Consider the following 22,522-nt stretch of genomic DNA (forward strand, 5'->3'; position numbering starts at 1 on the left):
ACCCGCTGACCGCTTCTGCTGACGCTTCTTACACCACGTCCCGGGACACGATCCGCCGCCCCGCCGCCCGGCAGCGAGAGCGCCGATTTGATCAAGGCCCGTAGCTGATCGAGCGCAACCGGTTTGGCAAGGTAGTCGAAAGCGCCGGCCTTGAGTGCGGCAACGGCATTATCGGTACTGCCGAAAGCAGTGATCACAGCCACTGGCGTTTGGCCATAACGGCTTCCAATGAGACGTACGATTTCCAATCCGTCACCATCAGGAAGGCGCATGTCAGTCAGGCACAGGCTGTACTCCTCGCGCTCGAGGCAAGCGCGCGCCTCTCCGACCGAGGCGGCGCAGTCAGCCAGGATGCCCATTCGCGCCAGCGTCAAATCAAGCAGTTCGCGGATGTCGGCTTCGTCATCGACCACCAGCACCTTCGGTTGCGCGCCCTGTCCGCGCCGTTCCGTTCTTGCCGCCGTCACTCTCCCGCCCTCCCAGAAACACAGAAATCGACACCCTTCGCATTATCACGCAGGTCGATGCTGGCGCCATTGGCTTCGCACAACTCGCGGGCGATATACAACCCCAAGCCGGTACCGCGCGAGTGCGTCGTGAAGAAGGGCTCGAAAATCTGCTCTCGATGCCGCCCCTCGATCGGGGGACCATCATTGATCACATGAATCTCGACCCAGCCGTCGCCACGTCCATCCTCGATGCGCACCTCGACGCTGCCGACCCCTCCGCTCGCATGGCGCAAGGCGTTGTGCATCAGGTTGGCAAACACCTGGTGAAAATGGGAACGGTCGAAATACAGGGTCGAGCGCCCGGAAAAATGACAGCGAACCATTCCCGCCTTGGCGCCGGTATCGTTCAGGCAGTCCTCGACCAGCGCGGCGAACAAGCTGCGCAGATCCAGCACTTCGCGTTGTGTCCGATCGCGACGCCCCAACTCCAACACATCACTGACGATGCGTTCGACCCGCAAGGCATTGTCGTGCACGATGCGCAGCAGGCGGTCGCTGACCGGGGTTGCACACTCCTCACGCAGCAGTTCACTGGCATGACTGATCGCCGAGAGCGGATTACGGATCTCATGCGCGATGCTGGCGGTCAAACGCCCCAAGGCGGCGAGTTTGAGCTGCCGCGCTTGTTCTTGCAGTCGCCCCATGTCCTCGACAAAAACCAGGACATCGAACTCGCTACTTTCGGTGGTCGCAAATCTGACCCGGACCTGGGTGCCGCTGGCCAACGCCCGGCCGAGCACTGGGCGCTCGCCGCCGTGCTCGCACCAGTCGCCGAAAGCTTCGGCCAGCGCAGGGGAAACACTGCTCAAAGGCACGTTCTCGTGCCCCGGCAGCCCAAGCAACTCCTCGGCCCTCGGATTGCACTGACGGATCACGCCGGCACGATCGACCACCATGACGCCATCCTGCATCTCGGCGATGATGCGTTGACTGACCAAGGTCTGGTTGCGCAACGCCTCCCCGCGTTTGCGCGCCAATTCCTCGTTGGCAAGCAATCGACGCGCGAGCATGCGCGCACTGACTGCAATCGCGAAAAACCCCGCGGACAACAATCCAGCCTGAAAAAAATCGCTCTGCTCGCCACCGCCAAAAAATCCGCGCACGGCCTGCTCGGTAAGCACCGTCAGCGATGCACAGGCCGCATAGAAGAGCACCAGACGCCCTTCGCCGACAATGCCCGCGCCAGCCAGCGTCACCAAGAGCAAGCCCCCGAGCCCGCTACGCATCCCGCCCGAGGTGTACATGAGCAGCGTCACGACCACGATGTCGATGATGACATGGAGGGTCAGCTGGGCATTGAAGTGTCGCTGATAGCGGTACAGGGCAAATAGCGATAACGCTGTCGTTACCCCATAGATGCCCGTCAGCCATAGATGGAATGTCGAATGTTCCGTCGCAAGCAGGGAAAACCCAACATTCGACGAAGAGGAGAGAGAAGAAACGAAGAGCAGCAGGGCAATGCAAAAGCGGTATGCGTTGAAATAGCGCAAGGTCCGCCAGTGCAAATCAAGCACCGAGGATAGCGGAGAACTCATCGGCGAGCGTTACCCTTCGTCGCCGCCTCGGCATGCGCAAGAGAACAAAAAAACCGGCCCTGCACGCAAACGCTTTCGCTCTGCGGCACGTTTAGCGCACAGATTTCGCAGCGCACCATGCGTTCAGCGTCACGCCCGGCAGGCGGCGGGGCGGATGAACGATCGCGACGACATTTGCGCACGCCCCAGAACACCACCAGGGCGACCATCAGGAAAATCAGGTATTTCATCGACCCGCCAAGCGCAGAAATCAACTGCGGGCAAGCATAGCAGAGCAGGCCGAGCTCTGGGCAGACGTCGCACCTCAACGGCCGGTAAACGCGGGCTTTCGCTTCTCCCGGAAGGCGTTGATGCCTTCCTGATAGTCGGCGCTGTCATAAACGGTGCGGCGCAAGCCCTGGATGCGCTCGAAGAGCTCGGGCGTAATGGCGTGTGCGCCGGACAAAAGACGCAGTTCCTCCTTCATCACGGCGATGCTAAGCGGGGAATTGGCCGCGATTTTGGCCGCCATGTCGAGCACGAAGGTTTCGATCTCGTCCGCTGGCTTCACATAATTGATGATCCCCAGGTTGAAAGCCTGCTCGGCGGGAATCGGCTGCGCCGTAAACAACATTTCTTTGGCCGCCGGAAGAGGAATCATGTTGGTCAGCGTCAGCAAGCCGCCAAGGTTGTAAGGCACGCCGAGCTTGGCCGGGGTAATGGCAAATGTGGCGTCTGGGGTCGTCACCAGCAGGTCACAGGCCATGGCGAGTTCACAACCGCCACCCCAGACACCGCCCTCGATCAAGGCAATTACCGGCGCGGGGAACTCCTGGATGCTGCGGATCAGAATCCGCAAGGGGTCGTTCCAGCCAAGCGGATCCCGGCCTCGCGCCGGGAGTTCGTTTACATCATGCCCGGCCGACCAGACACGGACACCAGACGGCGCGCGCAACACCACGGCCCGGATATTCAACGCCTGGAAGCCCCGCAATGCCTCCGTCACCTCCTCGATCAAGGCTTCACTGAGGGCATTGCGCTTGTCGAGATTGTTCAGCGTAATGATTCCGGTCGCATTGCGTTTCTCGGTCAACACCAAGGCCATGGCCATCCTCCCGCACACGTGGGGACAAAGGAAAAAGGGACGTCGCTCAGCGCAACCTGAACGACTCGAAGATGCGCGCCAGCTCTCCGCTGCGCTGCAGGATTTCCAAGGCGGAACGCAGGTGCTCTCGCGCTTCCGGCGTGACCTTTCTGGAGACCATCATGTAGCGACCAGAATCCAGCTCAGGGAAATCGAAGAGGTTCGGCAGGACGCGAACGCGGTCACCGAGGCGCGCGCGGGCAATGCTTTCACGCAAGGCAAAATCGTTGTGAAACACAAAACGCCCCCGCCCTTCGATCAAGCGACGCAAGGCGTCCGTCACGCGTTCTGGGGACTCGTCGAGCGGCATGCCACGCGCGAGCAGGATCTGGCTGTGAATGGTGCCCCGCACGCTGAGCACCCCGCCCCCCTGATGACGCAAATCGGTGAACGAGCGCAACTCGACTGGATCGCTGGCGCGCACCGCCAGACGCCCGAAGGTGTGGTAAAGCGGAATATCGACGACATGGAAGCGTTGCGCCCGCTGCGGGGTTCGCGCCAAGGCGCAACCCACATCCACTCCGCCCGACTCCAGCGCGGCCTCGATCTTGGGCAAGACTTGAAAACCGGCAAGTGGCTGAAAGCGGATTTCCGGATCGACGTATTCGATGGCGCGCATGATATCGACGCAAATGCCACGCCACGCCTCGCCCTCTTTGATGAATTTGGGCGCGGAATCCTGGGCGGCCATGCGCAAATCGAAGGCCGCGCCGGCGGTCGAGCAAAATGCCGCAAGGAGCACAAGCCACTTCAGAGACACCACGCCTCCCTTCGCAAAGCCACCGAGCCAGGAACGCCGAGGATAACGTCTGCCATGACCATGGGCATCGCGCCCCCTACCTCGTCATGCATCGCAGGAGTATAGACGACGCATTTCACCCGCACACGCGACACCGCATACACTCCCCCTCCAGACGAAAAGGACGTGGCAAAAAAGCAAACGGGGACGCGACGCACCGAACACCGGTATGGCCAGTGCATGCAAATCGAGATCAAGCAGAACGGCGGAGACGCCGCCAAGACTCGCTTGCAGAGCGAGGTTCTTTGCACCATATGGCACAAAACAAAAAAGGCCTTGAATTTTCAAGGCCTTTTCCGTCAATTCATGGTCGGGGTGAGAGGATTCGAACCTCCGACTCCTGCGTCCCGAACGCAGTACTCTACCAGGCTGAGCTACACCCCGACGCTTCGCGCTTGCTAATACGCTCTTGCAACAGCGAAGAAAGACAATTGTAACAGGCTTTCTTTGTAGATGGAAGCCGGCAACGCATCCAAAGCCTTCGTCGCCAGGTCGGCCTCGGCTTTCGCGCACAACTTCGCGTGCTCCAAGGCCCCAGCGGCACGCACGGCATCGAGCACCGCCAGAAAATCGTCCCGTCCGCCCTGCTCGATGGCGTTGCGCACACAGGCGGCTTGCTCGGGCGTACCGTGCTGCATGACGTAGATGAGCGGCAAAGTCGGCTTGCCTTCGGCGAGGTCGTCACCCAAGTGTTTACCGGTTTCGGCTTCGGCGCCCGAGTAATCAAGAACGTCGTCAATGATCTGGAAGGCCGTTCCAAGGTGCGTGCCATACGCGGCCAAGCCCTCTTCGATTTCCGGCGACGCGCCACCGACGATTGCCCCCAATCGGGCAGCCGCTTCGAACAGTTTGGCCGTTTTGTAGCGGATGACCTGCAGATAGCGCGCCTCATCGACGTCGGCATCGTGGCAGTTCATGAGCTGCAGCACTTCGCCTTCGGCAATGATGTTGGTCGCGCTCGAAAGAACTTGCATGACGCGCATGTTGCCGACGCCGACCATCATCTGGAAGGCTCGTGAATAAAGAAAATCGCCGACCAGAACGCTGGCGGCATTACCGAACATGGCGTTGGCGGTTTTCCGGCCACGACGCAGGTCGGACTCGTCGACCACGTCGTCGTGCAGCAAGGTCGCGGTGTGGATGAACTCGACCACGGCCGCCAGTTCATGGTGGTGCGCACCGCGATACCCCAAAGCGCCGGCCGCCAGCAACACCAAGGCCGGGCGCAAACGCTTGCCACCGCTCTGGATGATGTACTCTGCGACCTGTCGAACCAGGGCGACATCCGAATGCAGGCGCGTGCGGATCACCGCGTCGACGGCCTGCATGTCCGGTCCGATCAGGTTGTAGAGCTGTTCCAGCTTCACGGCGTTGGCCCCGACAAAAAAACCCGACAATCTTAGGAGGACGCGCTGCAGAACGTCAAGCCAAAGGCGGGGGAACGCCTCTATTTCCCGATTTCAGCCGCAATCACTGGAGCCGCCTTTGGGGAGCAAAGCCTTTGACTTGACAACACAAATCCGTATAATGGTCGGTTCTTCGTTCTACCTTAACCCGTTTTTTGGGAGTCCAACATGTACGCGGTCATAAAAACCGGTGGCAAGCAGTATCGCGTTGCCGCTGGCGAAAAACTGAAAATAGAACAGATACCGGCAGAAGTTGGCGCAGAAATCACGCTTGACCAGGTGCTCATGGTCGGCGCGGGCGAGACCGTGAAAATCGGTGCTCCGCTCCTCGCTGGCGCGGCGGTCAAGGCGACTGTGCTTGCTCAGGGCCGTCACGACAAGGTCAAGATCTTCAAGATGCGTCGCCGCAAGCACTATCAGAAGCATCAGGGCCACCGTCAGAACTACACCGAAATCCGCATCGACGGCATTTCGGCCTGATCGCCTGACAGAAAGGATACACAGACATGGCACACAAAAAAGCAGGCGGTAGTTCCCGCAACGGCCGCGACTCAGAGTCGAAACGCCTTGGCGTGAAGCGCTACGGCGGCCAGTTCGTCCTCGCCGGCAACATCATCGTGCGTCAGCGTGGCACCGAGTTCCACCCCGGCCTCAACGTCGGCCTCGGCAAGGATCACACCCTGTTCGCGCTGATCGACGGCAACGTCGAATTCACGATCAAGGGCGAGAAGCGCCGCCGCACGGTCAACATCGTTCCGGTCGCGGCCTAATCGCCGCCTGGCAGCCTGCCCCAGGGCGCAGGCCACGCCTCGAAAGCCCTATCCTTGCGGTAGGGCTTTTTTGTTTGTACCTTCGGGTTTTGGTTCGGCAACACAGCAGAGAACACCCATGAAATTCATCGACGAAGCGCGCATCCAGATCTCGGCGGGCAACGGCGGCAACGGCGTTGCCACGTTCCGGCGCGAGAAATATGAACCCGAAGGCGGCCCGAACGGCGGCGACGGCGGACGCGGCGGCAATGTCTACGCAGTCGCCGACCGCAACCTCAACACCCTGATCGAATTCCGCTACACCCGCAAGTTCGCTGCCCCGCGCGGCGAAAACGGAGGATCAAGCGAGTGCTACGGCAAGGGGGGGAGCGACATCGTCCTGCACATGCCGGTCGGCACGGTCATCACCGACAGCAACAGCGGCGAAATCGTCGCCGACCTGGCCACCGACGGCCAGCGCATCCTGATCGCCAAGGGCGGCAAGGGCGGACTCGGCAACATCCACTTCAAGTCGAGCACCAACCGCGCGCCCCGCCAATGCACCAAGGGCGAGCCGGGCGAAGAGCGCGAACTGCGCCTCGAGTTGCGCGTGCTCGCCGACGTCGGCCTGCTCGGTCTGCCCAACGCCGGCAAGAGCACCTTCATCCGCGCCGTCTCGGCCGCCCGTCCAAAGGTCGCCGACTACCCTTTCACCACCATGCACCCCAACCTCGGCGTGGTGCGGGTGAGCGAGAACAAGAGTTTCGTCATCGCCGACATTCCGGGACTGATCGAAGGCGCGGCCGAAGGCGCAGGCCTCGGCATCCGCTTCCTCAAGCACCTGGCGCGCACCCGCGTGCTGTTGCACATCGTTGACCTCGCCCCGCTCGACCCCGAGGCCGACCCGGTGCATGACGCCCGCGCCATCGTCGGCGAACTCGAGAAATACAGCCCCGAACTCGCCGCCAAGCCGCGCTGGCTGGTGCTCAACAAACTCGACCTGATTCCCGAAGAAGAACGCGCGCAACGCATCACCGACTTTCTCGCCGCTTACGGAGCAGACTCGGAATCGCGGCACTTCGCCGTCAGCGCCATCAGCGGCGACGGCTGCCGGCCGATCATCTTCGCCCTGCAGGAGGCGCTCGAGAAACTCGCGCCCGAACTGCCGCCACTCCCCGCCGACAACGCACTCGACGCCCACTTCGCCGAAGACGAGGACGACTCTGGCAACGGCGCCGACACCGATTCCAACCCTGCCCCCTAGCCCGCCATGACACCCACACGCATCGCCGAAGCCAAGCGCCTGGTCATCAAAGTCGGTTCCGCGCTGGTCACCAACAACGGCGCCGGACTCGACCTCCCGGCCATCGACGAATGGGCCAAGCAGATCGCCGCCCTGCGCGCGCAAGGGCGCGAAGTCGTCCTCGTCTCCTCGGGTGCCATCGCCTGCGGCATGCAGCGCTTAGGCTGGAGCCGTCGCCCCCGCGCGGTACACGAACTGCAGGCCTGCGCCGCGGTGGGGCAGATGGGCTTGGCCCAGGTCTATGAAACGGCGTTCGCCGCGCACGGCCTGCACACAGCACAAGTACTGCTCACCCACGAGGATCTGGCCGACCGCAAGCGCTACCTCAACGCGCGCACGACGCTATCGACCTTGCTGAGCCTCGGCGTGGTACCGATCATCAACGAGAACGACACCGTCGTCACCGACGAAATCAAGTTCGGCGACAACGACACGCTTGGCGCCCTGGTCGCCAACCTCGTCGATGCCGACTGCCTGATCATCCTCACCGACCAACTCGGCCTATTCACCGCCGACCCGCGCAAGGACGCGAGCGCGACGCTGATCGCCGAGGCCCGCGCCGGCGATCCGGCACTCGAGGCCATGGCCGGCGGCGCCGGCACGCAATACGGCAAGGGCGGCATGATCACCAAGGTCATCGCCGCCAAACGCGCCGCCAGCAGCGGCACGCACACGGTGATCGCCAGCGGCCGCACGCCCGACGTCATGCCTCGCCTCGCCGCCGGCGAGTCGATCGGCACCTTGCTTGCCTCTGAAACGCCGCGCCTGAGTGCGCGCAAACAGTGGCTCGCCGACCACTTGCAGCTCAACGGCCAACTGGTGCTCGACGCCGGCGCGATCAAGGCGCTGGGCGAAGGCAAGAGCCTGCTGCCGATCGGCGTCACCGAAGTGCGTGGCGAATTTGAACGCGGCGCAGCCGTGGCCTGCGTTTCGCCCGACGGCCAGGAAATCGCCCGCGGCCTGACCAACTACGGCAGCAGCGATGCTCGCCGCATCGCACGCCACGGCAGCCAGGACATTGAAGCCATCCTCGGCTACCTCGACGAACCCGAACTGATCCACCGCGATAACCTGATCCTCGCTTAACCCGCGATCCCACACCAAACAAAACGGGCAGCCCAGGCTGCCCGTTTTGTCGCCACGGCAAAAGTGGCTATGCCGTCGGATTCGTCTCGCGGTAGATCGCCGCCTGGCTCAGCAGCCAACGACGGAAGACCTGCAGCGACGGCGAGCCAACCTTGTTCTCGGGATAGACGAGGTAGTAGCCGCGCTGGCTGCGCAGCACCTGCGGACAAGGGATCACCAGCTTGCCTGTGGCCACCTCGTTGACCACAAAGAACCGCGGCACCAGGGTCACGCCGAGGCCGACCTTGGCCGCCTGGACGAGCATCGAAAACAGCTCGTAACGCGCGCCACCCATGGCATTCACATGGCTCAATCCGGCCACCTCGAACCATTCGCGCCAGGCGTCGGGCCGCGCCGACTGGTGCAGCAGGGGCAGCCGCGACAATTCTTCCGGCGTGATCTGCACCCGCCCCTTGAGCAAGGACGGGCTGCACACCGGAACGATCTCCTCGCCGAACAGATACTCGGTGATCGCCCCCGGCCAGATCGGGTCGCCGAAGTGGATCGCCGCATCGAACGGCGTATCGGTAAACATGAACGGCTCGGCACGCGTCGTCAGATCCAGGGTGATCGACGGATTCTCCTCGTGAAAGCTCACGAGGCGCGGAATCAGCCAGCGCGTGGCAAAGGTCGGGATGACGGCCAGCTCGACCACGCCGCCCGAGCCCCGGTGCGCCATCAGCGACAGGGTATCGTGCTCGATCCGCTTCAAACTCTCGCGCACCTGTTTCGCATACAGCTGACCAGCCTCGGAGAGGGTGACGCGCTTCTTGATGCGGTTAAAGAGGCGCACGCCGAGGTAATCCTCGAGCGCCGCGATCTGGCGACAAACCGCACTCTGGGTCAAGGACAACTCTTCCGCCGCGCGGGTAAAGCTCTGGTGCCGCGCCGCGGTCTCAAATGCGGCCAGCAACTCCAGCCCGGGTATCCGTCTTCTCATCGATTTAGTTCCATCTTAGAACGATATTATAACCAAACATCGTTTGCTCCGGCCCGCAAAGCCTACAAAAATGGATATTGCGCATTACGCAATTCATTCGGACACAAACATCAATGAGCAACGCGCACCAACTTCAATCAAACCCCGCACCGCGCACCGCGCCTCCCGCTGCCGCAACCGGCGCGGAAAGTCAGGAGCGAAACATGAACACTCCCACCGTCATCCTCGGCGTCATCGGCTCCGATTGTCATGCCGTCGGCAACAAAATCATCGAAAACGCCTTGGCCCGCGAGGGCATCCAGGTCGTCAATCTGGGCGTCATGGTCAGTCAGGACGAATTCATCGACGCCGCGATCGAGACCGGCGCCCGCGCCATCCTCGTCTCCTCGATCTACGGCCACGGCGAGATCGATTGCGACGGGCTGCGCGGCCGCTGCATCGAGCGCGGACTCGATCGGATTCTACTCTACGTGGGCGGTAATCTGGTGATCGGCAAGCGTGAGTTTGCCGAGGTCGAGACCCTGTTCAAGGGCATGGGTTACGACCGCGTCTTCGCCCCCTCGGTCGACCTCGCCGCCGTCGCCCAACTGCTCAAACAGGACATCGCGGCCCAGGCATGAACCTCGTCGCCATCGACATCGGCTCGACCTGGACCAAAGGAGTCCGTTTCGAGATCGAGCCCGAAAGCGAAAACGTCCGAGAAAATGTCCGTATTGCCGCGCGTGCCGCGCGCCCGACCACGGTCGACAACCTCGGCGACGGCTTCTTCGCCCTGCTCGGCGAGCTCGTCTCCGGTGACCCGCTGGCGCAACTCGCCAGCGGCGCGGTACAGCTGCAGTATTCCTCGTCGGCCAAGGGCGGCCTCGCCGTCGCGGCGATCGGTTTGGTGCCTGAAGTCACCCTGGAAATCGGCAAGACGGCGGCTCAATCAGCCGGCGCCAAGCTGACCCAGGTCTTCTCGTACCGCCTGACCCGCCGCGACATCGCCGGCCTCGAGGCCGCGCCGCCCGACATCCTGCTCTTCGCGGGCGGCACCGACGGCGGCAACACCGAATACGTACTCGCCAACGCGCAAGCCATCGCCGCCTCGAAGATCGACTGCGAAATCGTCTATGCCGGCAACCGCGCCGCCGCCGACGAGGTCGCTGAAATCCTCGCCAGCAAGCGCCTGCGCGTCGTCGACAACCTGCTGCCGAACTTCAACGAACCCAACCCCGAGCCGGCCCGCGAGGCAATCCGCGCGATCTTTCTCGAGACCATCGTCAAGGGCAAAGGGCTGGATCGCATCATGCGCGCCACCGGCGCCGAGCCGGTGCCGACACCGTACGCCGTCTATGAATACGTGCGCGCCATCCACGAGCACGTTCCCGGCTGGCAAGACTTCATGCTCTTCGACATGGGCGGGGCAACGACCGACGTTTATTCGGCGCACCGCGAGACGCCGACTGCCGGCACGCTGCTGCGCGGCCTGCCCGAGCCCGAGATCAAGCGCAGCGTCGAGGGCGACCTCGGGATGCGCGTCTCGGCCCAATCGACCGCCAGCGTCGGCGGCCCGGCTTGCGCTGCTGCTCTGGCCGCGCACGGCATCGGCGAAGCCGAATTCAAGCAGCACGCCGACATGCTGACCCGAGCCCCGGACTTTCTGCCCGAGTCGGCGCACGACCGGACGCTGGACACCTTGCTCGCCGGCCTCTGCGTCGGGCATGCCGCCGCGCGCCACGTCGGACGCTGGCAGGCGGTGTTCACCCCGGATGGCGAAGTGCAAGTGCAGACCGGACGCGACCTCACCCACACCGCCAAGATCATTGGTTCGGGCGGCTGGCTGTCGCGCGCGGCCGACTTCAACCCGGCGGACTGGTTCGCCGCGCACGCGGTCGACGCCCGCGGCCGGCGCGTCCTGCTGCCCGCCGACTTCAGCTACTTCCGCGACCAAGAGTACCTGTTCCCGCTGCTGGCCAACCTGGCCCGCACCTGCCCGCGCGCAGCCGCTTTCGCCGGCGTCGCGCAGCTGACCACCCACGCTACAAGGAAACCCCATGTCCCTGCGTAACCGGAAACTGACGCTGGACGAGTTCCAGCAAGAACGCACCGAAGTGATGGCCACCTGGCCGACTGGCACCGGTGTCGATTTCGAGGACGGCGTCCGCTACCAGCTCGCCCTGCCGGACAGCAAACGCTTCTCCAGCGTCCTCGCCCAAGCGGTACGCGAGAACAAGACCCTGTGCCAGCCGCGCGCCGGCGTCGCGCTGGTCGACGAGCACATCAAGCTGCTGCAGTTCCTTGAGGACTCCTGCGACCTGTTGCCTTCGACGATCGACGCCTACACCCGGCTCAACCACTACGAGAAAGCGGCCGAAGGCATCGAACGTTCGCTCGCCGCCGGCACCTCGCTGCTCAACGGCTTCCCGGCGGTCAACCACGGCCTCGCCGAATGCCGGCGCGTGGTCGAGGCGCTGAAAAAACCGGTGCAGGTCCGCCACGGCACGCCCGACGCCCGCCTGCTCGGCGAAATCACCCTCGCCGCCGGCTTCACCGCCTACGAAGGCGGCGGCATCTCGTACAACATCCCCTACGCCAAAAAGGTGCCGCTCGAGCGTTCGATCCGTCACTGGCAGTACTGCGACCGCCTCGTCGGCCTGTACGAAGAACATGGCGTGCGCATCAACCGCGAACCTTTCGGCCCGCTCTCGGGCACCCTGGTGCCGCCCTTCATCTCGCACAGCGTGGCGATCATCGAAGGACTGCTGGCGCTCGAACAAGGTTGCAAGTGCATCACCCTCGGCTACGGCCAGGCCGGCAACCTCGTCCAGGACATCGCCGCGATCCGCTCGCTGCGCGAACTCGGTGACGAATTCTTCCAGGCCGCCGGCTACACCGACTACGCCTTGTCGACCGTCTTCCACCAGTGGATGGGCGGCTTCCCGGAAAACGAATCGATGGCCTACGCGGTAATCGGCTGGGGCAGCGCCATGGCCGCCCTCTCCGGCGCGACCAAGGTCATCGTCAAGACCCCGCACGAAGCCAGCGGCATCCCGACCAAGGAAGCCAACCGCCAGGGCCTCGACGCCACCCGCCAGATGCTCAATATGGTGCGCGAGCAGGTTTTCCCGGCCAGCCCGACGCTCGAACAGGAAGTCGAGCTGATCAAGCGCGAAGTGCGTGCCGTCCTGGCCAAGGTCTTCGAACTCGGCGAGGGCGACGTCGCCGTCGGTGCGGTGCGCGCCTTCGAAGCCGGCGTCCTCGACGTGCCCTTCGCCCCCGCCGCCTGCAACGCCGGCAAACTCCTGCCGGTGCGCGACAACGAAGGCGCCGTGCGCATCTTCGAACCGGGCCGCGTGCCGCTGCCCGAAGACGTCATGACCTACCACCGCGACAAAATCGCCGAACGCGCCCGCGCCGAAAACCGTGCGCCCGCCTTCCAGATGGTCGTCGACGACATTTATGCCATATCCAAGAGCAAGCTGATCGGGAGACCGCGATGAAAATTACTCAGGCCCTGTTTGTGGCCGGCTATTCCTCCTTCTATTTCGACGACCAGAAGGCCATCAAGGCCGGCGCCGGCCAGGACGGTTTCGTCTACGTCGGCGAGGCCAAGACGCCGGGCTTCCGTGAAATCCGCCAGGCTGGCGAATGCGTCTCGGTGCTGCTGGTTCTCGAGAACGGCGCCGTGGCCCTCGGCGATTGTGCCGCCGTTCAATATTCGGGTGCCGGCGGCCGCGATCCGCTGTTCCTGGCCAGCGCCTTCGTGCCCTTCCTCGAGCAGCACCTGAAATCGCGCCTCGAAGGCCTCGACGTCTCGACCTTCCTCGCCAACGCGCGCCACTTCGACACTCTGGAGATCGACGGCCAGCGCCTGCACACCGCGATCCGCTACGGCCTCACGCAAGCCCTGCTTGACGCCACCGCCAAGGCACGCCAGATCACCAAGGCCGAAGTCATCCTCGACGAATACCAGCTGCCGCTCGTCGCCGAACCGATCCCGCTCTTCGGCCAGAGCGGTGACGACCGCTACACCGCGGTCGACAAGATGCTGCTGAAGGGCGTCGACGCGCTGCCGCACGGGCTGATCAACAACGTCCCCGACAAGCTCGGCTACCAGGGCGAAAAGCTCGAGGAGTACATCCGCTGGCTGGTGGCCCGCGTCGAGAAACTGCGCACCTCGCCCGACTACCGCCCCTGCCTGCACATCGACGTGTATGGCACCATCGGCCTGATCTTCGACCAGGACGCCAAGCGCGTCGCCGACTACCTCGCCGGCCTGGAGAAGGCCGCCGGCCCGCTGCAGCTCTACATCGAAGGCCCGGTCGACGCCGGCAGCAAGGACGCGCAGATCGAAGAACTGAGCAAGATCATGCGCTACCTGAAGGCCATGGGCTCGCCAGTCAAGATCGTCGCCGACGAGTGGTGCAACACCTACGAGGACATCGTGGACTTCACCGCGGCGCAATCCTGCGATATGGTCCAGATCAAGACGCCCGACCTCGGCGGCGTCCATAACATCGTCGACGCCGTGCTGCACTGCAACCGCAACGGCATGGAGGCCTACCAGGGCGGCACCTGCAACGAAACCGACGTCTCGGCCCACACCTGCGTGCACCTCGCGCTGGCGGCCCGGCCGATGCGCATGTTGATCAAACCGGGCATGGGCTTCGACGAAGGCATGAATACGGTCTACAACGAAATGCATCGGACGCTGGCGCTGCTCAAGGCCCGCGCCGCGGCCCGGAAGGGGTAAACCATGAAACCTGAATTCAAGATCCTGTCGCCGACCGCCATCCTCGGCTACGGCTTTCCGGAAGCCAGCTTCAAGCGCGGCATGGCCGAGAAGCCGGACCTGATCGCCGTCGACGCCGGCTCGACCGACCCCGGCCCGTACTACCTCGGCGCCGGCAAGGCCTTCACCGACCGCACCGGCGTCAAGCGCGACCTGCGCTACATGCTCAAGGCCGGCGTCGAAGCCGGCATCCCGGTGGTCGTCGGCACGGCCGGCGGCTCGGGCGCGGCGCCGCACCTCGACTGGTGCCGCGAGATCGTGCTCGAGATCGCGCGTGAAGAAAAACTCTCCTTCCGCCTGGCGGTGATCCCGACCGACGTCGACAAGGCCGCGGTGCACGCCGCGCTCGACGCGGGCGAAATCGTTCCGCTCGACCTCGTGCCGCCGCTCACCCACGAGGCCATCGACGCTTCGCCCTACATCGTCGCCCAGGCCGGCGTCGAGCCCTTCATTCGCGCGCTGGAGGCTGGCGCCCAGGTGGTGCTCGCCGGACGCGCCTACGACCCGGCGTGCTTCTCGGCCCTGCCGATCATGAAAGGCTATGACGAAGGCCTCGCCCTGCACTGCGGCAAGATCCTCGAATGCGCGGCCATTGCTGCCTCGCCCGGCTCAGGCTCGGATTGCGCCCTGGGCATCCTGCGCGAGGACTCCTTCGTGCTTAAAGCGCTCTCGGACGAACGCAAGTTCACCGCCGAATCGGCCGCCGCGCACACCCTGTACGAGAAGTCCGACCCCTACTTCCTGCCCGGCCCGGGCGGCGTGCTCGACCTCACCGCCTGCACCTTCACCGAACACCCCGACGGCACGGTCGAAGTGCGCGGCTCCAAGCACGTGCATCGGCCGTACATGGTCAAGCTCGAAGGCTCGGCCCCGGTCGGCTACCGCACGCTGTCGATCGCCGGCACGCGCGATCCGATCATGATCGCCTCGATCGACAGCATCCTCGAGGCCGTCAAGGCGCGCGTCGCGCACATCCTCGGCGACGAGGCGCAGGCCCGCGTCTTCTTCCACATCTACGGCAAGAACGGCGTCATGGGCGACCTCGAACCGCTCAAAGACACCACCGCGCACGAACTGGGCATCGTCATCGAAGTCCTCGGCTCGACGCAGGAGGAAGCCAACACCGTCTGCTCGCTGACCCGCTCGACCCTGCTCCACTACGGCTATCCGGGGCGCGTGGCGACGGCCGGCAACCTGGCCTTCCCCTTCTCGCCGTCCGACGTCCAGGCCGGCACGGTCTATGAATTCTCGCTCTACCACCTGATGCCCATCGATCCGGCGACGGCATTCCCGTTCCGCATGGAGCGGGTGGTCAACGGCGAAAGCACCCTGGAGAACGCCGCATGAAGAACATTCTCGACATCGCCCGCGTGGTGCGCTCGAAAAATTCGGGCCCCTACGAACTGGTGCTCGACATCATGCTCAAGGACCGCAAGCTGTTCGACGCCCTGCGTGCCAGCGGCCAGTTTTCGCCGCAGCGCATCGCCGAAGCCTATGGCGTCGGCATCGAGGAAATCCGCCGCATCGTGTGGTTCGAGCCGGCCAATGCCGTCAAGGTCGTGATGCCCCGGCGCATCGTCTCCGGCGCGCCGGGGGACGCCGACGTCTATGGCGCCCAGCAGCACGCGCCTTTGCTGGGTTTGAATTTCGATTTGTAGATTCACCCCACGCGGCGCCGGCTCAACGCGAGAGCCGACGCCGCAGGGTTGGCTTGATGCAATACCGGATCGACACTGCAGGGAGATACCGGCCATGGTTGTGATGCACGAGACGCTGATCTACGCGGTCTATTACGCACCGCGGGGCCGCATGCGCCTCTACAAGCTCGGACGCGAGATCGCCGAGCGCCACTTGCTGCCCACCGATCTCCTAGTCGGCATCATCGGTGCCGAAGGCGCCGGCAAGTCCACGCTGATCCGCGGCATTTTCCCCGGACTGGAACTCACCAACGACGACGAGGGCATCAACCTGCGCTCGACGCCGCTTTTCGATTTTTCCGAAACCGACCGCTTCGGCCCGCACACCTACCACATCGACGTGCGCTACGAGCAGGCCTTCCGCCAGATCTGGGAGATCGCCGACGCGGTGACCACCGCGCTCAAGCATCGTCGGCGCGTGGTCGTCGAGCACTTCGACCTGCTCTTCCCGCACCTCAACTTCAACGCACAGATCCTGCTCGGCATCGGCGAGGAAGTCGTCGTCGCCCGGCCCAACGTCTTCGGCCCCGATCCCGAGGCGGTGCGCGACATCGTCTATCGCACCGTCAAGTACCGCAAGATGGCGCACTCGGCCGAGGACATCACCAGCCTGATCCTGTCGCGCGACTACGGCATCCCGATCCCCGAGCTGCATTCCGACGTCAAGCACGGCTTCGTGATCGGTTTCGCCGAGCCGCCGGGAATCGACCTCGCCAAACTCGAGGCCGACGTGCGCGCGGTGATCGCGCGCGACCTGCCGATTTCGCCCGCCGACGAAGACCACATCCGCATCGGCGAAGCGACCATGCCATGCACCGGGGTGCGCACCCACGTCAAATCCTCGGGCCAGATCGAGGATTTCCGCCTCTTGCCCGAACTCCGCTTCAACCCGATCAGCCAGGAACACCTGCTGGTCGGCATCGTCGGCACACCCATCGAGGACGCCGGCTTCGACCGAATTCTGAAAATCGTCGGATGATCCCGTCAGAGGAGACAGCGACGTCCTGCATAACGTTTGACCGCTCTTTTAGTTCTTTTTTTGCACCTAGAGACGCGAAACACCAGACCCAACCCGGAAGACCCCAGGGCCATCCATAACTTACAAGAGGTGACAGCAATGACGATCGTATCCGACGCCGATAACAGCCTGTTACGCAGTCTGCGCGAAATTTCGGCGCGCCTGAAAGTTTCCCCCGCGCTCGGCGAGCATCTAGCGCACTATTTCGCCGACGCCGACGTCGCCGCCTTCGGCGACGCCAGCCCCGAAGACCTGCACGGTGCCGCCGTGCAGCATCACCGGCTGGGCGCCGCACGGCAGCCCGGCCAGGCCGCAGTGGCCTTGTACACGCCCGATTTCGATCGCCACGGCTGGCACAACTCGCATTCGGTGCTCGACATCGTCACCGACGACATGCCCTTCCTGGTCGACTCGGTGACCCAGGCGATTTACCGTCACGGCCTGACCATCCACCACATCATGCACCCGCTGCTGGGCGTCGAGCGCGACGCCAAGGGCGCCCTCAGCAAGACCCACGAGCGCGGCAGCACGGGGAGCCTCACCGAGTCGTGGATCCACATCGAATTCGACCGAATCAGCGATCCGGCCCAGGTCGACGCGCTGCGTCAGGACGTTGAATCGGTGCTCGCCGACGTGCGCGCCGCGGTCGAAGACGCCGACCCGATGCGCCAGCGCATCGGCGAAGCCATCGCCGTGCTCAAAGACACGCCGGAAAACGCCGAAATCCGCGAATTCCTCGACTGGATCGGTGACGGCAACTTCGTCTTCCTCGGCTACGCCCATTACACCGTCGCCCCCGGCGCCAGCGAGCTCAAGCGCGAAGCCGCCGGCGGCTACGGCCTGCTGCGCCGCAACGACCACCCGCGCTTCGGCAGCTGCCTCGCCGACATCCCGGGCGATGTCGCCGCCATCGAGCAACTGCCTTCGCCGCTGACCCTGATCAAGGCCGACGGCCGCTCGACCGTGCATCGCCCCGGCTACCTCGACTTCATCGGCGTGCATTACCGCGACGCCAAGGGCAAGATCGCCGGCGAGCACGTCTTCGTCGGCCTCTACGCCAGCCACGTCTACCACGTCACCACCGGCGAGATTCCGGTCGTGCGCGGCAAGGTCGCCGCCGTGCGCGCGGCCTGCGGCTTCGCCCCCGGCAGCCACAAGGACAAGACCCTGGTCAACGTGCTGGAAACCTTCCCGCGCGACGAGTTGATCGAGATCGACACCGCCGACCTCGAACGCATCGCCTCGGGCATCGTCACCCTGCAGGAAAACCCGCGCGTACGCGTCTTCCTGCGCAACGACAGCTGGGGCCGCTACGTCTCGGCCCTCGTGTACATGCCGCGCGACCGCTTCGACTCCAACGTGCGCAAGCGCATCGCCGTGCTGCTCGCCGAAACGCTCAAGACCGACAACGTCGACTTTTTCGTCACCGTCGGCGAATCGCGCCTCGCCCGCCTGCACCTCATCGCCCGCATGCCGGCCGGAACGCGCTTTGACTACGACGCCGAAGTGCTCGAAGTCGAAGTCGCGCGCATCGTCCGCGGCTGGCAGGACGAGCTGCAAACCAACCTCATCGAGCACTGCGGCGAGGAACGCGGCAACGCGCTGCTGCGCCGCTACGCCCAGGCCCTGCCGCTCGCCTATCAGGATCAGGTGCCGCCCACCTCGGCGGTCTCCGACCTCGAGCGCCTTGCCGTCGCCGAAGAGAGCGGCCGCGTCGAAGTGAAGCTCAACGCGCCCTACGGCGACGACGGCTCGCACCAGCACATCAAGCTCTTCCGCAACGGCCGCCCGCGGCCGCTGTCGACCGTCCTGCCGGTGTTCGAAAACCTCGGCGTGACGGTGCTCTCCGAGCAGCCGTTCAAGCTTGAGCACAGCGAACTGCACATGGCCGACTTCGCCGTGCTGCTGCCGCGCGCCGACGCCCTCGACGACGAAGCGACGCGCAGCGCGTTCATCGCCCTGCTCGAGAAGCTCCTGCGCGACGAGGCCGAGAACGACGGTTTCAACCGTCTCGTGTTGCTCGCCGGTCTCGACGATGCGCGCGTCACCGTCCTGCGTGCCTACGCGCGCTACCTGCGCCAGGCCGGGCTGCCCTTCAGCCAGGTCTATATCGAGCGCAGTCTGGCCGCCCACCCGCACATCGCCGCCCTGCTCGCCGAGCTTTTCGTCGCCCGCCTGGGACCGGAGGCCGACGAGGTGCGCGAAACCGAGATCAACGCCGAGATCGACGCCGCACTCGCCCGCGTCACCAACCTCGACGACGACCGCATCCTGGCCGGCTTCCGCACCGTCATCCTCGCCACCCTGCGCACCAACGCCTGGCAGAACGGCGCCGACGGCAAGGCCAAGCCCTACCTGTCGTTCAAGCTCTCCTCGCAGCAGATTCCCTTCCTCCCGAAACCCGTGCCGCTGTACGAAATCTTCGTCTACAGCCCGCGCGTCGAGGGCGTGCACCTGCGCGGCTCGCGCGTCGCGCGCGGCGGCCTGCGCTGGTCCGACCGCATGGAAGACTTCCGCACCGAGGTCCTGGGCCTCGTCAAAGCGCAGATGGTCAAGAACGCCGTCATCGTCCCGCTCGGTTCTAAGGGCGGCTTCGTCGGCAAACGCCTGCCCGCGCCGAGCGACCGCGACGCCTTCATGGCTGAAGGTATCGCCTGCTACCAGACCTTCATCCGCGGCCTGCTCGACCTGACCGACAACCTCGTCGACGGCAAGGTCGTACCGCCCGCCGGCGTGCGTCGCCGTGACGGTGACGATCCCTACCTCGTGGTTGCTGCCGACAAGGGCACCGCGTCCTTCTCCGACATCGCCAACGGCATCGCCATCGAATACGGCTTCTGGCTCGGCGACGCTTTCGCTTCCGGCGGCTCGGTCGGCTACGACCACAAGAAGATGGGCATCACCGCGCGCGGCGCGTGGGAGGCGGTCAAGCGCCACTTCCGCGAACTCGGGCGCGACATCCAGAGCGAGCCCTTCACCGTGGTCGGCATCGGCGACATGAGCGGCGACGTCTTCGGCAACGGCATGCTGCTTTCCGAGCAGATCCAGCTGATGGCCGCCTTCGACCACCGCCACGTCTTCCTCGACCCGAACCCGGACCCGGCCAAGAGCCACGCCGAACGCGCCCGCCTCTTCGCCTTGCCGCGCAGCAGCTGGGACGACTACGACAAGAGCCTGATCTCGCAGGGCGGCGGCGTCTGGCCGCGCACCGCGAAGACCATCCCGCTTTCGCCCGAAGTGCGCGAGTGGCTGGGCGTGAGCGTCGAGCAGATGGCGCCGAGCGAACTCCTGAACACCCTGCTCAAGGCCCCGGTCGACCTCGTCTATAACGGCGGCATCGGCACCTACGTGAAGGCCAGCACCCAGAGCCACCAGGAGGCCAACGACCGCAGCAACGATGCGATCCGCGTCGATGCCACCGAGCTGCGTGCCAAGGTGATCGGCGAAGGCGGCAACCTGGGCATGACCCAGAAGGGCCGCATCGAGTTTGCGCTGGCCGGCGGTCGCCTCTACACCGACGCCATCGACAACTCGGCCGGCGTCGATTGCTCCGACCACGAGGTGAACATCAAGATCCTGCTCTCCGCGCTGGTCGCCGGTGGCGACATGACGCGCAAGCAGCGCGACGCTCTGCTCGCCTCGATGACCGATGACGTCGGTCGTCTGGTGCTCGCCGACAACTACCAGCAGACGCAGGCCATCTCGCTCGAAGCGGCGAACGGGCAGGCGCACCTGCCGGCGCACGCGCAGCTGATCCGCACGCTGGAAGCCAAGGGCGCGCTCAACCGGGCGATCGAGTTCCTGCCCGACGACAAGGCGCTCGCCGAACGCGGCCAGCTGCGCCGCGGTCTGGTGACCTCCGAAATCGCCGTCCTGCTCGCCTACAGCAAGATCGCGCTCAAGGAAGCCATCCTCGCCTCGCCGCTGCCCGACGCCGCCGAGCTGCAACAGCTGCTCGTCGAGTACTTCCCGCCGGCGCTGGTCAAGGCCTGCGCGGCACAACTGCCGAGCCACCCGCTCAAGCGCGAGATCGTCACCACCCAGCTCGTCAATCGCCTGGTCAACCGCATGGGCACGAGCTTCGTCGTCCAGCTCAGCGATGAAACCGGCGCCGACGCGGCGCAAGTCGCCAGCGCCTGGTTCGCCGCCAGCGAGCTGATCGGCGCCGAAGCGGCCTGGAAGGCGATCGAAGCGCAGGACCTCAAGCTTCCGGCAGCACAGCAGATGGCGATGATGGGCGCCCTGCGCGAAACGGTCGGCGCGATCACGCAGCAGATCCTCGCCTCGCCGCAGACCGCAGGCGCCTCGATCTCGGCCATCGTCGAGCGTTACCGGGCGGCCATCGCCCAGGCCGTCGCCACGGCGCACGCCGGCAAGAACGGCGACGAAGCCCTGGCGGCCCTGCTCGAAGCGCGTGCCTCGGTGATCGGCAGCGTCGAACTCGTCGATCTGGCGCACGCCAGCGGCCGGCCGATCGCCGACGTCACCACCGCCAGCGCCCAGCTCGACGCCAGCGTCGACCTGCCCTGGCTCAGCCGGGCCATCGCCCGCCTGCCGGCCAGCAACCGCTGGCAGGCCCGCGCCCGCGCGCAGCTCGCCAACGAGCTGCGCGACCTGCGCCGCGCCCTGCTGCAACGGGACGCCGCCGCGCTCCAGGCCGTTCTGCCCGGAGTGCGCACGGTGATCGACGAAGTCAAGCGCAATGCGCCGCAAGACCTGGCGATGATCTCGGCCAGCCTCGCCGAGATCCGCCTGCGCTGCAACGCGTGAGCCCAAAGCTCACGCCTGCCGCACGCAAGGAGTTGTAGGCAAGTAGTAGGTGTTTAGGCACTTCCCCTTGGTGCACGGGGACCGACCGGCAACGGAAGGTCCCCGCTTTTTTTGCCAGGAAAGAATGCACGCACGGCCCGCCCGGAGGTCCATCCGGCGCGCCCTGCAGCCGGCCTGGAGGGCGCATCCAGCGGTCGTTCCAGGCCGACCCGGAACGACCGCGCGATGAGGCGCGGGCTCAGTTCCAGTTGTCGATCTTGAGGTCGCCCGGCGCCGGCCGGCCGCGGCCGGTCTCGACGTAGTCGCGCAGGCTGAGCAGGAAGGTCGCCCACTTCATGCTGCAATGCGCGGTGAACTCAACCGCCTCCGTCCAGCCCAGATGGCCGAAGCGGACGATCGTCAGCCCGTCCTGGCGCAGCAACTCGAAGCGGATTTCCGTGCCGATCCATTCGGCCGGCCCCGCCACGCAGCGCCAGCGAACCCGCTGCCCTTCGGCCAGCTCGATCACCTCCATCGCGATCTCGCCGACGTACGTTCCGTCCGGCGCCTGAAAGCGAAAGTCGATCCGCCCACCCGGCCGCGCCTCACCGTGAACCGCCTCAGTCCACCAATGCGCCAACCCCTCCGGGGTCGCCAAGGCCCGATAAACGGCGCCGATCGGCGCGCGGACACCGATCCGATGTTGGATGTCGATCATGTCGGGCCTCCATCTCTCGATTTTGTGACGCGCCCCGACGGCCGGGCGCTCAATGCCTTGCCCGCGGCGACTGTGGG

At 64.9% G+C, this 22,522-nt stretch carries 20 protein-coding genes and 1 tRNA gene; 12 read left to right on the top strand and 9 right to left on the bottom strand.

Annotated features, from left to right (window positions below):
- The 7 genes from QMB55_RS05670 to ispB form a co-directional block, all read right to left on the bottom strand.
- A partial coding sequence (locus QMB55_RS05670; protein ID WP_497587708.1) for a response regulator occupies window positions 1-419 on the bottom strand: 419 nt, incomplete at its 3' end.
- Between the two features lie 44 nt (window positions 420-463).
- Window positions 464-2,044 carry a sensor histidine kinase gene (locus QMB55_RS05675; RefSeq protein ID WP_497587709.1) on the bottom strand — a complete coding sequence of 527 codons (1,581 nt, stop codon included), beginning with the start codon at window positions 2,042-2,044 and terminating at the stop codon, window positions 464-466.
- Window positions 2,041-2,274 (bottom strand): PP0621 family protein, encoded by a 234-nt coding sequence (locus tag QMB55_RS05680; RefSeq protein ID WP_497587710.1) that lies wholly within the window; start codon window positions 2,272-2,274, stop codon window positions 2,041-2,043. The genes QMB55_RS05675 and QMB55_RS05680 overlap by 4 nt, the downstream gene beginning before the upstream one ends.
- 74 nt (window positions 2,275-2,348) lie before the next feature.
- Entirely contained in the window at window positions 2,349-3,128 is a 780-nt protein-coding gene (scpB, locus tag QMB55_RS05685) for a methylmalonyl-CoA decarboxylase (RefSeq protein WP_497587711.1), read from the bottom strand.
- Between the two features lie 46 nt (window positions 3,129-3,174).
- Window positions 3,175-3,858, bottom strand: a complete 684-nt coding sequence (locus tag QMB55_RS05690; protein WP_497587712.1) for a substrate-binding periplasmic protein — start codon at window positions 3,856-3,858, stop codon at window positions 3,175-3,177.
- 415 nt (window positions 3,859-4,273) lie between these two features.
- Window positions 4,274-4,350 (bottom strand) — tRNA-Pro (locus QMB55_RS05695).
- Window positions 4,351-4,364: 14 nt separating this feature from the next.
- Window positions 4,365-5,333, bottom strand: a complete 969-nt coding sequence (gene ispB / locus QMB55_RS05700; protein ID WP_497587713.1) for an octaprenyl diphosphate synthase — start codon at window positions 5,331-5,333, stop codon at window positions 4,365-4,367.
- Window positions 5,334-5,540: 207 nt separating this feature from the next.
- On the opposite strand from ispB, the gene rplU reads away from it, so the two are divergent.
- The 4 genes from rplU (at window position 5,541) to proB (ending at window position 8,510) form a co-directional block, all read left to right on the top strand.
- The gene (gene rplU, locus QMB55_RS05705) at window positions 5,541-5,852 is read left to right on the top strand and encodes a 50S ribosomal protein L21 (protein ID WP_497587714.1); all 312 of its coding nucleotides are present in this window, start codon (window positions 5,541-5,543) and stop codon (window positions 5,850-5,852) included.
- A 26-nt stretch (window positions 5,853-5,878) separates the two neighbouring features.
- Window positions 5,879-6,142 (top strand): 50S ribosomal protein L27, encoded by a 264-nt coding sequence (gene rpmA / locus QMB55_RS05710; protein ID WP_497587715.1) that lies wholly within the window; start codon window positions 5,879-5,881, stop codon window positions 6,140-6,142.
- 118 nt (window positions 6,143-6,260) lie between these two features.
- Window positions 6,261-7,385 (top strand): Obg family GTPase CgtA, encoded by a 1,125-nt coding sequence (gene cgtA / locus QMB55_RS05715; RefSeq protein ID WP_497587716.1) that lies wholly within the window; start codon window positions 6,261-6,263, stop codon window positions 7,383-7,385.
- A 6-nt stretch (window positions 7,386-7,391) separates the two neighbouring features.
- On the top strand, window positions 7,392-8,510 hold the full coding sequence (proB, locus tag QMB55_RS05720; protein ID WP_497587717.1) for a glutamate 5-kinase: 1,119 nt from the start codon (window positions 7,392-7,394) through the stop codon (window positions 8,508-8,510).
- Window positions 8,511-8,577: 67 nt separating this feature from the next.
- Here proB and gcvA read toward each other — a convergent pair whose 3' ends face one another.
- Window positions 8,578-9,489: a transcriptional regulator GcvA gene (gene gcvA / locus QMB55_RS05725; RefSeq protein WP_497587718.1), complete on the bottom strand. Its 912-nt coding sequence runs from the start codon at window positions 9,487-9,489 to the stop codon at window positions 8,578-8,580.
- A gap of 203 nt (window positions 9,490-9,692) precedes the next feature.
- Here gcvA and glmS point away from each other — a divergent pair, with 203 nt between their 5' ends.
- The 8 genes from glmS to QMB55_RS05765 all read left to right on the top strand — a co-directional run bounded on the left by glmS (window position 9,693) and on the right by QMB55_RS05765 (window position 21,748).
- Window positions 9,693-10,109, top strand: coding sequence for a methylaspartate mutase subunit S (glmS, locus tag QMB55_RS05730; protein ID WP_497587719.1), 417 nt, complete (start codon window positions 9,693-9,695; stop codon window positions 10,107-10,109).
- Window positions 10,106-11,539: a glutamate mutase L gene (locus tag QMB55_RS05735; RefSeq protein ID WP_497587720.1), complete on the top strand. Its 1,434-nt coding sequence runs from the start codon at window positions 10,106-10,108 to the stop codon at window positions 11,537-11,539. Before glmS ends, QMB55_RS05735 begins: the two co-directional genes overlap by 4 nt.
- Window positions 11,526-12,971, top strand: coding sequence for a methylaspartate mutase subunit E (locus tag QMB55_RS05740; RefSeq protein ID WP_497587721.1), 1,446 nt, complete (start codon window positions 11,526-11,528; stop codon window positions 12,969-12,971). Before QMB55_RS05735 ends, QMB55_RS05740 begins: the two co-directional genes overlap by 14 nt.
- Window positions 12,968-14,224, top strand: coding sequence for a methylaspartate ammonia-lyase (locus QMB55_RS05745; RefSeq protein WP_497587722.1), 1,257 nt, complete (start codon window positions 12,968-12,970; stop codon window positions 14,222-14,224). The genes QMB55_RS05740 and QMB55_RS05745 overlap by 4 nt, the downstream gene beginning before the upstream one ends.
- Before the next feature lie 3 nt (window positions 14,225-14,227).
- Window positions 14,228-15,610 carry an acyclic terpene utilization AtuA family protein gene (locus tag QMB55_RS05750; protein WP_497587723.1) on the top strand — a complete coding sequence of 461 codons (1,383 nt, stop codon included), beginning with the start codon at window positions 14,228-14,230 and terminating at the stop codon, window positions 15,608-15,610.
- Window positions 15,607-15,921 (top strand): DUF4387 domain-containing protein, encoded by a 315-nt coding sequence (locus QMB55_RS05755; protein WP_497587724.1) that lies wholly within the window; start codon window positions 15,607-15,609, stop codon window positions 15,919-15,921. Before QMB55_RS05750 ends, QMB55_RS05755 begins: the two co-directional genes overlap by 4 nt.
- 94 nt (window positions 15,922-16,015) lie before the next feature.
- Window positions 16,016-16,939 carry an alanyl-tRNA editing protein gene (locus QMB55_RS05760; protein ID WP_497587725.1) on the top strand — a complete coding sequence of 308 codons (924 nt, stop codon included), beginning with the start codon at window positions 16,016-16,018 and terminating at the stop codon, window positions 16,937-16,939.
- A 138-nt stretch (window positions 16,940-17,077) separates the two neighbouring features.
- The gene (locus QMB55_RS05765; RefSeq protein ID WP_497587726.1) at window positions 17,078-21,748 is read left to right on the top strand and encodes an NAD-glutamate dehydrogenase; all 4,671 of its coding nucleotides are present in this window, start codon (window positions 17,078-17,080) and stop codon (window positions 21,746-21,748) included.
- Between the two features lie 238 nt (window positions 21,749-21,986).
- On the opposite strand, the gene QMB55_RS05770 is transcribed toward QMB55_RS05765, so the two are convergent.
- The gene (locus QMB55_RS05770; protein ID WP_497587727.1) at window positions 21,987-22,445 is read right to left on the bottom strand and encodes an SRPBCC family protein; all 459 of its coding nucleotides are present in this window, start codon (window positions 22,443-22,445) and stop codon (window positions 21,987-21,989) included.
- Between the last annotated feature and the right edge of the window lie 77 nt (window positions 22,446-22,522).

It is taken from the genome of Propionivibrio sp. (assembly GCF_041441355.1).
Taxonomy (GTDB): domain Bacteria; phylum Pseudomonadota; class Gammaproteobacteria; order Burkholderiales; family Rhodocyclaceae; genus Propionivibrio.